The organism is Nocardia otitidiscaviarum NBRC 14405, assembly GCF_000308635.1.
In the GTDB taxonomy this organism is placed as follows: Bacteria; Actinomycetota; Actinomycetes; order Mycobacteriales; family Mycobacteriaceae; genus Nocardia; species Nocardia otitidiscaviarum.
Genome location: NZ_BAGD01000022.1, coordinates 15510 through 28175 on the forward strand (window position 1 = coordinate 15510; position 12666 = coordinate 28175).

At 67.4% G+C, this 12666-nt stretch carries 13 protein-coding genes, 1 tRNA gene and 1 other RNA gene; 6 read left to right on the forward strand and 9 right to left on the reverse strand.

Annotated elements, in window-relative coordinates:
• Window positions 1–7: 7 nt before the first annotated feature.
• Window positions 8–778 carry a queuosine precursor transporter gene (locus tag ON31_RS01770; RefSeq protein WP_029932867.1) on the reverse strand — a complete coding sequence of 257 codons (771 nt, stop codon included), beginning with the start codon at window positions 776–778 and terminating at the stop codon, window positions 8–10.
• 49 nt (window positions 779–827) lie between these two features.
• Between ON31_RS01770 and ON31_RS01775 the strand changes: the two genes are divergently transcribed.
• The gene (locus ON31_RS01775; protein ID WP_039808634.1) at window positions 828–1409 is read left to right on the forward strand and encodes a DUF4190 domain-containing protein; all 582 of its coding nucleotides are present in this window, start codon (window positions 828–830) and stop codon (window positions 1407–1409) included.
• A gap of 81 nt (window positions 1410–1490) precedes the next feature.
• Here the strand turns inward: ON31_RS01775 and ON31_RS01780 are convergent, their stop codons facing one another.
• The 3 genes from ON31_RS01780 to ON31_RS01790 are packed head-to-tail and all read right to left on the reverse strand — an operon-like array spanning window position 1491 to window position 3759.
• Window positions 1491–2225, reverse strand: a complete 735-nt coding sequence (locus tag ON31_RS01780; protein ID WP_039808636.1) for an RDD family protein — start codon at window positions 2223–2225, stop codon at window positions 1491–1493.
• Between the two features lie 53 nt (window positions 2226–2278).
• Window positions 2279–3232 carry a tRNA glutamyl-Q(34) synthetase GluQRS gene (gluQRS, locus tag ON31_RS01785; RefSeq protein ID WP_255221944.1) on the reverse strand — a complete coding sequence of 318 codons (954 nt, stop codon included), beginning with the start codon at window positions 3230–3232 and terminating at the stop codon, window positions 2279–2281.
• 11 nt (window positions 3233–3243) lie between these two features.
• On the reverse strand, window positions 3244–3759 hold the full coding sequence (locus ON31_RS01790; protein ID WP_039808691.1) for a DUF309 domain-containing protein: 516 nt from the start codon (window positions 3757–3759) through the stop codon (window positions 3244–3246).
• 393 nt (window positions 3760–4152) lie between these two features.
• Between ON31_RS01790 and ON31_RS01795 the strand changes: the two genes are divergently transcribed.
• A complete protein-coding gene (locus ON31_RS01795; protein ID WP_029932862.1) occupies window positions 4153–4362 on the forward strand; it encodes a DUF397 domain-containing protein in 210 nt (69 codons plus the stop codon).
• Between the two features lie 130 nt (window positions 4363–4492).
• On the opposite strand, the gene qcrB is transcribed toward ON31_RS01795, so the two are convergent.
• On the reverse strand, window positions 4493–6124 hold the full coding sequence (gene qcrB / locus ON31_RS01800; RefSeq protein WP_039808638.1) for a cytochrome bc1 complex cytochrome b subunit: 1632 nt from the start codon (window positions 6122–6124) through the stop codon (window positions 4493–4495).
• 105 nt (window positions 6125–6229) lie between these two features.
• On the opposite strand from qcrB, the gene ON31_RS01805 reads away from it, so the two are divergent.
• Window positions 6230–7687, forward strand: a complete 1458-nt coding sequence (locus tag ON31_RS01805) for a wax ester/triacylglycerol synthase domain-containing protein (protein WP_169334991.1) — start codon at window positions 6230–6232, stop codon at window positions 7685–7687.
• 81 nt (window positions 7688–7768) lie between these two features.
• Here ON31_RS01805 and ON31_RS01810 read toward each other — a convergent pair whose 3' ends face one another.
• Window positions 7769–8347: an HhH-GPD-type base excision DNA repair protein gene (locus tag ON31_RS01810; protein ID WP_029932856.1), complete on the reverse strand. Its 579-nt coding sequence runs from the start codon at window positions 8345–8347 to the stop codon at window positions 7769–7771.
• Between the two features lie 162 nt (window positions 8348–8509).
• Here ON31_RS01810 and ON31_RS01815 point away from each other — a divergent pair, with 162 nt between their 5' ends.
• On the forward strand, window positions 8510–9352 hold the full coding sequence (locus tag ON31_RS01815; protein ID WP_085996321.1) for a methyltransferase domain-containing protein: 843 nt from the start codon (window positions 8510–8512) through the stop codon (window positions 9350–9352).
• Between the two features lie 118 nt (window positions 9353–9470).
• Here ON31_RS01815 and ON31_RS01820 read toward each other — a convergent pair whose 3' ends face one another.
• Window positions 9471–10766 (reverse strand): aspartate aminotransferase type Ic, encoded by a 1296-nt coding sequence (locus tag ON31_RS01820; protein WP_039808643.1) that lies wholly within the window; start codon window positions 10764–10766, stop codon window positions 9471–9473.
• A 152-nt stretch (window positions 10767–10918) separates the two neighbouring features.
• Window positions 10919–11013, reverse strand: an RNA gene (gene ffs, locus ON31_RS35190) — signal recognition particle sRNA small type.
• A 99-nt stretch (window positions 11014–11112) separates the two neighbouring features.
• Here ffs and ON31_RS01825 point away from each other — a divergent pair.
• A complete protein-coding gene (locus tag ON31_RS01825; RefSeq protein WP_039808645.1) occupies window positions 11113–12186 on the forward strand; it encodes a hypothetical protein in 1074 nt (357 codons plus the stop codon).
• A gap of 54 nt (window positions 12187–12240) precedes the next feature.
• A tRNA-Ser gene (locus ON31_RS01830) sits at window positions 12241–12329 on the forward strand.
• Between the two features lie 90 nt (window positions 12330–12419).
• Here the strand turns inward: ON31_RS01830 and ON31_RS35375 are convergent.
• Window positions 12420–12620, reverse strand: coding sequence for a tyrosine-type recombinase/integrase (locus ON31_RS35375; protein ID WP_039808647.1), 201 nt, complete (start codon window positions 12618–12620; stop codon window positions 12420–12422).
• Window positions 12621–12666 lie beyond the last annotated feature (46 nt).

Sequence of the window (12666 nt, forward strand, 5' to 3'; positions counted from 1 at the left end):
GTCGCGGTCAGCTCGCGAGCGCCGATTCCGCGCGCGGCGCGTAGGACGGCTCGTGCCGCTTCAGGTACCCGATCACCCAGTAGGTGAGGGGCAGCACGATGACCTCCGCCAGGGTCTTCCACAGGAACCCGACGATCACGTAGTTGATGAACGAGCCCCACGTGCTGATGCCGATGGCCGTCGCCGCGATGGAGCAGAAGATCAATGTGTCACCGAATTCGCCGACCACGGTGGAGCCGAGCAGTCGCGCCCACAGGTGCTTCTCCTTGGTCTTCTCCTTGATCGCGACCAGCGTGGCCGAGTTCAGCATCTCGCCCACGAAGTATCCGGCCAGTCCGGCCAGCACCAGTTGCGGCGTGGTGCCGAGCACACTGCGGAAGGCTTCCTGGTTCTCGTAGAACCCGGCCGGGGGCAGCTCGATGGCGATCTTGAACGCCACCACCATCAGCAGCAGGATGCCGAAGCCGTAGTAGATGGCCCGCCGCGCGGCCTTGAAGCCGTACACCTCGCTGAGCACGTCGCCGATGATGTAGGCGAGCGGGAAGAGGAACCACGCGCCGTCGGTGGTGATCGGGAGGAGTTCGATCGGCCCGAGGCTGAGCGAGTGGTCGGAGAGGAACTGCACGCCCTTGGTGGCGCAGATGTTCGAAATGATCAGAACTGCCGTGAACAGTGCCACGACCGGTGTGTAGTAGCCCCCCGCCGCCTTCGCGAATGCCGCGTGTTCGGTGGCGGGGCGTCCAGGTCCGACCGTCTCGGCCGGTAATGCATCACTCACGAAGTGAACAGGATACCGGTCACTGCCATCGGTGGAATAGGCTGGGCAAATGACGAATAGCGGTGACTCCGACGAGTGGTGGAAGCAGTACGGGGGTGAGGGCGTCACGCCCGATTCGTCTTCCTCGCCGTCGGTGCCGCAGCCCCCGGTCGCCGGTTATTCCTCGGCACCGCAGTACCAGGCTCCGCCGATGACGCCGCCGCCCCAGCAGCAGTATCCGAATTACCCGCCGCCGCAGGCGAATCCGAGCACGCCCGGATACCCGCAGCCTACTCCCGCACCCGCCCCCGGGCCGCCGTACGGCTATCAGTCCGGTGGGCAGGCACAACCGGGTTATCCCCAGGGCGGCTACGCGCCGTACGGGTACGCGCCCCAGCGGAGCACCAACGGCATGGCGATCGCGTCGCTGGTGGTGTCGATCCTGGGCTTGACGACCCTGTTCTTCTGCTTCCTGCCGATCGGATCGCTGGTCGGCCTGATTCTGGGCGTGGCCGCGCTCAACCAGGTGAAACAGTCACAGCAGGAGGGCCGCGGCCTGGCCCTGGGCGGCATCTGGGTCGGTGCGGCCGGACTGGCGCTGGGTGTGCTGGCGTGGATCTTCATCGGAGCGGCGGTCATCTCCGGCTCCTAGCCCGGCCCCGGACGGACGAGAGCGGGGGCGCATCCGACCGGATGTGCCCCCGCTCTGGTGCTGTCGCCAGCTCTCGACGGTTCAGCTCTTGACGACCTGGGTGCCGCCCGCGAACTTGTCGTGCCAGCCCTGCTTGTTCGGGTCCTGCTCGATGGTGACCGCGATGTAGATCCACAGGCCGATCGAGATGAGCAAGCCCAGGCAGGGGATGATATTGGCCAGGACGAACAGGTTGCGCTTGGCCGAGGTCGCCGGATCCAGGGTGCCGCCGCCGGGGGCGAGCACGCGCATGCCGAGCAACTTCTTGCCGAGGGTCTGGCCGCCCTGCTGGGTCTCCATGAAGACGAAGTAGCCGAACAGCAGCGCCGGGGTCAGGACCGACCACAGCGTGCCGAGCGTGCTGGAGCTGGAGTTGAGCACCCAGCCGATGATGCCCGCGGGGATGCCGACGATCAGGCCGTCGATGATGCGCGCTCCGAGGCGGGGCCACAGCTCACCGGGGGCCGTGCCGCCGAACCCGCCACCGAATCCCGGTGCGCCGTAACCGGGCTGCTGCCCGTACTGCGGCGGCTGGCCATACGGCTGCTGCTGCCCGTAGGGGTCCGGCTGCTGCCCGTACTGCGGCTGCTGGCCGTAGGGATCGGACGGCTGCTGTCCGTACTGCGGCGGCTGCTGGTTGTAGGGGTCGGACTGGCCGTAGGGCTGCTGCTGACCGTACTGTGGCTGGCCCTGGCCGTGGGGCTGGCCGCCGGGGTTCTGCCCGTACGGGTCGCCGCCCTGCGGATACTGATTGGGGTCGTACCCACCGCTCGTCATTGTCTCGCCGTCCTCATGTGAAGTTTCGTCCGGTGTGGTGTCGAATCCGTACGTTACGGACCTGGACTGCTCGCAACAAGCCAATCCGGATCGAGTGTCCACGGTTCGCGCGGCAGGTCCGCCGGGCGGAAACGGGGCAGCAACTCGGCCGGGCTGTGCGCCGCGTAGCCGAGCGACCGGGCCAGGTATCCCACCACCTCGTCGACGGTTTCGCCCCGGTCGAGCCGGTCACCGAGGGTGACCGCGCCGTCGCGTTTGGCCAGCCGCTGCCCGGCCTGATTCAGCACCAGTGGCACATGGGCGTACTGCGGCACGGACAGGCCGAGCAGGGTCGCCAGATACGCCTGCCGGGGTGTGGAGGGCAGCAGGTCGTCACCGCGCACTACCTGGTCGACGCCCTGCTCGGCATCGTCCACCACCACGGCCAGGTTGTAGGCCGGGATACCGTCGCCGCGTCGCAGTACCAGATCGTCCACCGCGCCGCGGTAGGAGCCGTGCAGTTCGTCGGTGATCTCGAATTCGTGGACCTCGGCGCGCAAGCGGAGCGCGGCGGGCCGACCCGCGGCCCGGCGTTCGGCGCGCTGTCGAGCGGTCAGATCGCGGCAGGTGCCCGGGTACGCGCCCATCGGGCCGTGTGGTGCGGTGGCCGCCTGCTGGATCTCCCGGCGCGTGCAGAAGCATTCGTAGGTGAGCCCGGCATCGGTGAGCCGGGCGATGGCCGCCTCGTAGTGCGGTATCCGCTCGGACTGCCGCACCACCGGCGGATCCCACTCCAGCCCGATGGCCGCCAGGTCCGCGAGCTGCCGTTCGGCGGCTCCGGGCCGCACCCGGTCCAGGTCCTCGACGCGCATGAGGAAGCCGCGCCCGGTGGAGCGGGCGAACAGCCAGGCCAGCAGGGCGGTGCGCAGATTCCCCAGGTGCAGATCGCCCGAGGGGCTGGGCGCGAACCGGCCGTTGCCCACGGTGGTGGCCGGGTGCGGGGCGGGCGCGGTCTGGTCGGTGGACACGTCCGTCCATGCTAATCGCGGCGACATCCGCCCGGTGGCAGCGTCAGCCGCACCCGCAACCTCTCCTCGGCGATGGGTGTATCGGTGTCGAAGGTTGCGAGGAGCTCCTTCGCACGGGCGACGAGTCCGGCGCTGTCGATACCGTACGGCGGTGGTCCGAAGGCCGTGAGGCGGTGCACGGCGCGCTCGAGGAGGGTGCGCGCACCCTTCCGATTCCCCCGCTGAATGTGGGTCAGGCCAACGGCATACTGGGCCAATCCCTGCCACAGCATCCTTTCGGCGAACGGCCCGTTCTTCCACGCGGCCTCCAGGACCTCATGGGCGTTGAAGGCGAGTCCCGCATCGAGGAGTTGCTGGGCGTACTCGAGCGTTTCCGCGGGTGGGAGTTCGAGATCGTCCGGTATGCGAGGTACGCCGACACTGCCCATGGGCAGCGGGCGGCCAAAACGATCACGGGGACGCGCATTCCGCGCACGTCCGCTCTCGTCACGGTCCCGGGAGTCGTCGGCATGCGGTGCATCGGCCATGGCCTCCATCATCCCGGATGTGCGCGACAGCGGCGGCGGTCCGGTTCGCCACCCGGATGCGCACACCCACCCGCAATAAATATGCGCCACCCGATATTCGCCCGTTTAGGCATTCTGCAATTATTTGGCAAATAGTTTGCCAGCAAACTTTGCCACGCATTCGCTGGTTGAATTCGAAAGAATGCGATCTCCTGTTGACGAACCCTGCTACTGTTTAGCCCGGGAATGGTCATCGGGGGAGCATTCCCATCGTGAAGTGCAGAGAACGAGTTGACGGCACAGTTGCGTGCTACCTCAGGCGCACTGCGGAAGCCGGATTTCACCCGCTTCCGGCCTGTCACGAGAACGATGCCAGCAAGTACTCACGCATGATGCAGCAAAGGAGCTAGAACCGTGAAGGTGGATTTGGCAGGCGCCTCATGGCGCAAGAGCAAACATAGCGGCCCGAATGGAAACTGTGTGGAAGTGGCGTTTCTGCGGGACGGCAACATCGCGGTCCGCGACAGCAAGGACCACGGCCACGGCCCGATCCTGGCATTCACGCCGGGCGAGTGGGATGCGTTCGTGATGGGCGTATCCGACGGAGAGTTCAAGCGCGCCTGATCCGAAGAACAGGTGGCCCCGAGTCAACGCGGACTCGGGGCTGTGTTTTTTGCCCTCCGCTTCGCTCGGTCCAGAACCGAGACGCGCCGCGAACCCGGAGCGTGACGGTCGGGGTCGGGGGGTGCGGGGGTCAATCGGTGTGGTGGCCGTTGCCTTCTTCCTGGGCGCGGCGGAGGACGGCCAGCTGTTTGTGTTCTTCCTCTTGTTCGGTGGCGCGGTGTAGGTCGCGCTCGGCGTCGGGGTCGGGGCGGAAGAAGGCGCCGGTGCCGGGGCGGCCCGCTATGCCCAGTTCGTTCATCTTTCGGGGGACGCGGGCACCCTGGTATTCCAGCGGGATCGGGTGGCCGTGGGCGTCGACGGGGCCCAGGGGCTGGTGCAGTTCGATGTACTCGCCGTGCGGAAGTCGGCGCACCACACCGGTTTCGATACCGTGGTCGAGAATCGCGCGGTCACTGCGTTGCAGGCCCAGGCAGAGCCGGTAGGCCACGTAGTAGGCCAGCGGCGGCAGCAGGAGCAGGGCGAAACGGAATCCCCAGGTCGTCGCATTGAGCGAGATATGGAATCCCAGCGCGATGATGTCGTTGACGCAGGCCAGCGTGAGCACGAGGTAGAAGGTCAGCGACATGGCCCCGATCGCCGTGCGGGTGGGCACGTCCCGGGGGCGTTGCAGCAGGTTGTGGTGGGCGCGATCGCCGGTGAGCCGCTTCTCGATCCACGGATAGGCGATGAGCAGTACGAAGATCAGCGGCATGAGGATGGCCACCGCGAACGCGCCGGGCACGGTATGGCCGAAGATGTACAGCTCCCACGGCGGGAACAGGCGCAGGAATCCGTCGGTCCACATGAGGTAGAAGTCCGGCTGCGTACCCGCCGACACCTGGGAGGGGTTGTACGGCCCCAGATTCCAGATCGGATTGATCTGCAACAGCCCGCCCATGAAGGCGAGGATCGCCAGGTTGAACGCGAAGAACGCGCCCTGGTCCAGCGAGAAAACCGGCACGATGCGGGTGCCGATCACATTGCGTTCGGTGCGTCCCGGGCCGGGGTACTGCGTGTGCTTCTGGTACCAGACCAGCGCGATGTGCGCGGCCACCAGCGCGATCATGATGCCGGGGAACAGCAGCACGTGCGCGATGTAGAGCCGCGGAATGATGATGGTCCCCGGGAAGTCCCCGCCGAACATGAGCCAGTGCAACCAGGTGCCGATGATCGGCGTGCTCATGGTGATGCCCGCGAAGGCGGCGCGCAGCCCGGTGCCGGAGAGCAGATCGTCGGGCAGCGAGTAGCCGAAGAAGCCCTCGAACATGGCGATGATCAGCAGCAGCGAGCCGAGTACCCAGTTGGCCTCGCGCGGTCGCCGGAACGCACCGGTGAAGAAGACGCGGGACAGGTGCACGATCATGGACGCAGTGAAAAGCAGTGCGGCCCAATGGTGTACCTGCCGCACGAACAGTCCGCCACGCACATCGAAGGAGATCTCCAGTGTGGACTCGTAGGCGCGTGACATGGTGACGCCACGCAGCGGCTGGTAGGTGCCGTCGTAGACGACGTGCGCCATCGACGGGTCGAAGAACAACGTCAGATACACGCCGGAGAGCAGCAGGATGATGAAGGTGTAGAGCGCGATCTCACCCAGCAGGAACGACCAGTGGGTCGGAAACACCTTGTTGATGGATCGCTTCAGGAATGCGGCGGCTTGATACCGCGCATCCATGGCATCGGCTTGTTCGGCCGCTCGACGGCCCGCACGTGAAGTTGCCATTCGCGGTCACCCCGCCCCCGCAGGAGAGTGAAATACTTCTACTACAGACGGTAGCACGCAGTGCCGTTGGGTCGGGCCGGAATTCCGGCCGATATGGTCGCGGGCGTGAACTCGCTGGCGCCTCGGGACGCGACCATGTACTGGCTGTCCACCCGCACCCGCAATGATTTGTTCCTGCTGTACTGCTTCGCCGATACCGGTGTGCCCACAGCGGAATTGCGTACCGCCATTGCCGAGCGAACCACCCGCATTCCAGATTTGCTGGTCCGGGTGCTGGACGTTCCTGCGAACCTTGCGTATCCACGTTGGACGCCCTGCGAGTTCGCTGACAGCCAGCTCCTCGAGCACACTCTCGATAAATCCGACTGGTCTGAACTTCTTGCTGCCCTCGGCAAACTCGTGGGCACCGGTCTCGACGCCGCCGACCGTCCCTGGCGGCTGCATCTGTTCCGCGGCATAACCGATGCCCCGACCATGAACGGCCCCGCCCTGATCGCGGTCCTCCAGGTTTCCCACGCCCTCGCCGACGGCCGCCACGCCGCCGCCCTCGCCCGCGCGCTGTTCACCGAGCACGACGGGGGAGCGCCGTTCCCCTTGCCGCTCAGCGAGAATGACGCGAGAACAGACTGTGCGAACGACGTGGGTCGGACGGACGGGAGCGGCAGCCTGGCCGCGTGGTGGTCCGCCGTGTTCCCGGATCGCGCGACGAGTTGGCTCGCGGCGGCAAGCGCATTGCCCGCCATACCGATAGGCATGGCCCGCACCGTCTTTCGCGGCTACACCGCCTACCGCGCGCAGCGCGAGCTGGGGGAGCTGACCGTGCGGGGCGAACTTCCGCCACCATCGCCCGGCTACCCGCCGAATCTGCTGCACGGCACGGGCTCGGTCCCCGCCCACGCGGTCCGTGTTCGCGTGTATGACGTGGCCGACCTGCGCACCCCCGGGTACACCGTCACCGTCGCCGCACTCACCGCGGTGTCATTGACCCTGCAGCGCTACCTCAGCGCCCGGGGCCGGCCAGCCGACGCCCTCGGCGCTCAGGTTCCCATGGCCGTCTCCGGCGACTCCGGCGGCCGCCGCAACAGTTACCGCGACCTCTCGGTAGACCTCGCCATCGACGAACCCGACCTGTGCCGTCGGGCCGACCGCATCGCCGCGACCATGGCCTCCCGCCGCACCCGGGCGACCCACCCCCTGCACGCCGCCCAGGACGCGGTGACCGCCGCCCTCCCGGCCCCGATCCTGCACCGCGACGTCACCACCTACCCGATCGACATCCTCCCCGACCAGGTCTCGGGCCACACCGTCGTCTCCAGCGTCCACCGCGGCCCCGCCGACCTGACCCTCGGCAACGGCCGCGTCCACTTCACCGCCGGGTTTCCGGCCCTGGGATCCGTCATGCACCTCACTCACGGCATCCACGGTCTCGGGGACACGGTCACCTTCTCGGTGCACGCCGATCCGGTCGTCATCCCGGACCCCGACGCCTACGTCCGTCTGCTGTCCACGGCCGTGACCGAGGTGGTCGCCGCGCTGCGCTCGGGGCGCACAACTCCTTCGTGAGCGTCGGTCACGATCGGACTTACAGCCGCCCCCTCGCCGCGTGGCCCGACCGTGTCCGGACTCGGCGGGCGGCGGATCCGGTCAGCCCGCCTTGGCGGCGGCCTTGGCCTGCTTCTTGAACTCGCGGACCTGGGCGAGAGATTCGGCGTCGGTGACGTCGGCGACCGAGCGTCGGGAGTTCTGCTCGCCGTAGGCACCGGCGGCCTCGCGCCAGCCCTTCGCCGCCAAGCCGTCCTGTTTGCCCAGCAGCGCCAGGAAGATGCGGGCCTTCTGGTCACCGAAACCGGGCAGGGCCTTGAGTCGCTTCAGGACTTCCTTGCCGTCCGGGTCGCCGTCGGTCCACAGACCGGCGGTGCGGCCGTCGTAGTGCTCGATGATGTAGTGCGCCAACTCCTGCACCCGCCGCGCCATGGAGCGCCCGTAGCGGTGGATGGCGGGCGGCGTGGCCCCGATCTCCTCGAACTCGGCGGGATCGGCGGCGGCGATGCGGTGGATGTCGAAACCGCCCATCCGGTCCGCGATCTTCTGCGGGCCGCGGAACGCGTGCTCCATGGGGAACTGCTGGTCCAGGGCCATGCCGACGAGCAATGCGAAGTCGTCGGTGGAGAGCAGCTCATCGGCCTGCGGATCCTGCGCGATACACAGCTTGCGGGTCGCCATGGCATCGATCATCGCACTTCGGCACGCACTGTCGAGCGAGAAGGGGTGCGACGGCGACCGCATCCGTGCGCAACCGGGCGAAGAGCGCTATCGTGACGCATATCACAGACCATGTGATGCGTCGTCCCCGAACACAAGTAGGCTCGGCCCATGCCTGACACTATGGCCTCCCCCACAGTGGGCTCCGTGCCGCATAACGGCACGCGGTCCGGGCTGGCACCGGATCGGTTCGACAAGAACGGCCAAGACCAACTCGTCGACGTCCGCGACCTACGCGCGGCACTACCCGCCATCCGCAGCCTGCGGCACTGGGCCCATGAGGCGCTCGCCCCGCAGCCCGGCGAAAGCGCCCTCGACATCGGCTCCGGCGCCGGGTCCGAGGTGCTGACCTTCGCCGACCGGGTCGGCCCCACCGGCCTGGCCATGGGCGTCGAACCCGACCCGGCCCTGCTGGCCGCCGCCGAACGGCGGGCCGCCAACCACGGCTCCAGCGCGAAATTCATGTCCGGTGACGCCTACGGGCTGCCGTTCGGCAATGACACCTTCGACGTCGCCCTGTGTGAACGGGTCTTCCAGCACCTCACCGCGCCCACCCGCGCCGCCGGTGAGATCGCCCGCGTGCTCGCGCCCGGCGGTCGCGTCGTGGTGATGGACAGCGATTGGGGCACCGCCATCGTGCACCCCGGCGACCGCCGCGTGGTGAACGAGGTCATCGACACCATGATCGCCAGCACCACCAATCCGTACGCGGGCCGCCAGCTCGCCGGGCAGCTCACCCGGGCGGGACTGGTCATCGACGACATCGGCTCGCACGCGCTGGTCCAAGACCGCAGTGCGGGCGCGGGCGCACTGGTCGCCCGCGTCGCCGATATGGCCGTCGCCCGCCGGGCCATCACCCAGGAGCAGCGCGACCAGCTGGTGGCGGACCTGGAGGCCGGTGCGGCCTCCGGCGATATCCACCTGTCGGTGACCATCTTCGCCGTCCTCGCGCACAAACCCGCCTGACGGCTGAGTTCATTCGGAGAAAGTTCATTCGGAGAAGGTTCATTCAGAGAAGCCAGCGGCGCGCACCGGGCAACGGTGCGCGCCGCTGGCATTCGTGGTCATGTCCGTGGCATGTGCCCTACTTGCCGTCCGCGAGCAGCTTCTCGGTGGCGGCGAGCAGCACGCAGGTCGCCAGGCCGTCCATGGCCTTCTCGAGTTCCGCCTCCTTGGGGAAGCTGGGGGCGATGCGGATGTTCTTGTCGTCGGGGTCCCTACCGTACGGGAAGGACGCACCGGCCGGGGTCAGCGCGATGCCCGCGTCCTTGGCCAGCGCCACCACCCGGCTGGCGGTGCCCTCCAGCACGTCGAGGCTGATGAAGTAGCCGCCCTTGGGCTCGGTCCACGACGCCACCTTGGACGCGCCGAGACGGTCCTCCAGAATGCGCAGCACCAGTGCGAACTTCGGCTCCAGGATGGCGCGGTGCTTCTGCATATGCGTGCGCACGCCCTCGGCGTCCTTGAAGAAGCGCAGGTGACGCAGCTGATTCACCTTGTCGGGGCCGATGCTCTGCTTTGCGGCGTGCTTCAGATACCAGTCCAGGTTGGCGGTGGACGCGCCGACGAAGCTGACGCCCGCACCCGCGAAGGTGATCTTCGAGGTGGAGGCGAAGACGAAGGGACGGTTGGGGTTACCGGCGGCACCCGCCATGCCCAGCACGTCCAGCACCGGGTCGGCGGTATCGGTCAGCGGATGCACGGCGTACGCGTTGTCCCAGAACAGCCGGAAGTCGGCGGCCGCGGTCGGCATCGAAACCAGTTCGCGCACTACTTCTTCGGAGAAGGTGACACCGGTGGGGTTGGAGTAGTTCGGCACCGCCCACAGCCCCTTGACGGTCGGATCGGCGGCCACCAACTCGGCGATGGCGTGCACGTCCGGACCGTCGTGGCGCATGGGGATCGGGATCATCTCGAAGCCGAGCGACTGGGTGATGGCGAAATGCCGGTCGTAACCCGGTGCCGGGCACAGGAATTTGCGCACCGGCTCCTGCACCCACGGCCGCTCCGAATCCGCGGTGCCGTGCAGCATGGCGAACACGACCATGTCGTGCATGATCTCCAGGCTGGCATTGTTGCCCGCCAGCAGATTCTCCACCGGGATGTTCAGCAGTTCGCCGAAGATGGCGCGCAGCTCCGGCAGACCGTGCAGTCCGCCGTAATTGCGCACATCGGTGCCCGAACCGTCCCGGTAGTCGTCGGCGCCCGGCAGCGAGAGCAGATCCGCGGACAGATCCAGCTGCTCGGGCGCGGGCTTACCCCGGGTCAGATCCAGCGTGAGCTTCTCGGTCTTGAGCTTCGCGTAGTTCGCGTCCTGCGTCTCGTGTTCCGATACGAGTTCCGCATGGCTCATCAAACCGATTTGCGTCTGCCGGGGCATCCTCGGGCCTTTCCAACGGCGTGGGGTCGATTTCCTTGGGGTCCGCGATGGGGGTCCGCGGACCCAGCCGCCCACGTTACTCGGCGAGCAGGCGGAAGTGGGAGGGATATACGCGGAGCCGATCGGCGACCGGAGAAAACCGGCCCGGAAATGAAAGGGGACCCAGCGCACCCGGCAGAGCCCGTTGACCCTTGCTGCCTTCCGGCCCTGGGGGAGTTCACAGGATGCGCGCCGCGCTGGATCCGTCGGCCAGTGTAGCCGCTCACCGAGCCGCCCGCCGCTCGGGGTCGCTACGATCTGTCGGACATTGCGGGGAGGGCCCGCTCTACATCGAGGGGAACAGGCAGTGACAGGCACGAATCCACCACCGGGCGGCGAGCAGAACCCCGGAAACCACTCCGAGACGGCCCAGTGGTGGTCCACCCCACCCGCCGCAGCCGATGCCCAGCCGGCCGCCGGTGATCCGACCATGCTGAACTACGCGCCGGGACAACAGGTTCCGGACCCGACCATGCTCAACCAGGGTGCGCCGCAGCCATCCGCACCGGATCCCACCATGCTCAACTACGGCGGGGGCATGGGCTACACGCCGCCCCCGCAGCAGACCTACCAGCCGGGCTACACCTCCGGCCCCGCCCCGGTGCAGCAGTTCGCCGCCGGACCCGCGCAGCCCTACACCTCCGGTCCGGCTCCCCAGCCCGGCTACCCCGGCTATCCGACGCCCCCGCCGTCCGGCGGCAACAAGGCCGGTTTGATCGTCGGCGGCATTATCGGCCTGGTGGTGATCGTCGCTGTCGCCATCGGCGGCATCGCCCTCATGAGCGGTGGCGACGACTCCTCGAACACCGCCGGCGGTGAGACCGAGAACGCCAATGCCGACGGCAAGTACACGATGGACAATGTCACCAACGCCTGCTCACTGATCGACCCGACCGCGCTGACCCGGTGGTCGCGCACCCCGGAGGGCTCGCCGACGCACACCGAGACCCAGCCCACCTCCTACTCCGGCGGCAAGCTCGAGTGCAAGGCGAGCTACACCGAGCCGAGCTCCGACAAGTACGTCGACAATGACGCCGACATCACACTCGAGGTGTCCTTCCTGGCCGCGGGCAGCAAGTACTACCAGCCCGATCCGGACTACAAGCGCTGGAAGGAATACGACACCCGCTCCACCGGCAGCGGCCTGGCCTCCGGCGATGTGACGGGCCTGGGCGAGGAGGGCTACTGGCACACCGAGACCCGCGACTCCAGCTATCGCAACAACCTCGACTACACCGTCGCGGTGCGCGACAGCAATGTCTCGGTCAAGGTGGAGATCAGCGTCGCGCGCGCCAGCGCCGATACGATCAGCACCGACGAAGTCGGCCAGATCGCCAAGGAACAGGTCCAGAAGGCCCTCGCCGCCCTCCCACAGAAATAGCCCCTCAGCTGCCCGTTTTGCCGTACACCCGGATCAGCCGCTATATTGCTCAGCGGAGGATTCGCCTAGTGGCCTATGGCGCTCGCCTGGAACGCGGGTTGGGTTAACAGCCCTCAGGGGTTCAAATCCCCTATCCTCCGCCAGTGGGATAACGCCCGCTACCAGCTCAAACGCTGGTAGCGGGTGTTCCTCGTTCCGGGCCATGCAACACGATATGCAACAAGGGTCCGCTGTCAGCCTGCGTCACGGCCCGTAACCGCGCCAGCGAGCAAGTCGGCCGCCGACCGTTTCATGGTGGGCGTCACATGGCTGTAGACGTTCATGGTCGTAGTGATCGTGGTGTGCCCGAGTCGCTCCTGAACGATCCTCGGATTGACGCCCAGCTCCAGCAGGATGGTTGCGTGTGTGTGCCGCAGGCCATTGATCGTGACCACAGGTAGAGCCGCGCCCAGTGTCCTTTCTCCCCAGGGCTCGTAGACC

Bases quoted from the DNA above. Each gene is read 5' to 3' on its own strand.
- ON31_RS01775 (WP_039808634.1), top strand. From the start codon at position 828: ATGACGAATAGCGGTGACTCCGACGAGTGGTGGAAGCAGTACGGGGGT.
- ON31_RS01780 (WP_039808636.1), bottom strand. From the start codon at position 2,225: ATGACGAGCGGTGGGTACGACCCCAATCAGTATCCGCAGGGCGGCGAC.
- ON31_RS01790 (WP_039808691.1), bottom strand. From the start codon at position 3,759: ATGGCCGATGCACCGCATGCCGACGACTCCCGGGACCGTGACGAGAGC.
- qcrB (WP_039808638.1), bottom strand. From the start codon at position 6,124: ATGGCAACTTCACGTGCGGGCCGTCGAGCGGCCGAACAAGCCGATGCC.
- ON31_RS01810 (WP_029932856.1), bottom strand. From the start codon at position 8,347: ATGGCGACCCGCAAGCTGTGTATCGCGCAGGATCCGCAGGCCGATGAG.
- ON31_RS01815 (WP_085996321.1), top strand. From the start codon at position 8,510: ATGGCCTCCCCCACAGTGGGCTCCGTGCCGCATAACGGCACGCGGTCC.
- ON31_RS01820 (WP_039808643.1), bottom strand. From the start codon at position 10,766: ATGCCCCGGCAGACGCAAATCGGTTTGATGAGCCATGCGGAACTCGTA.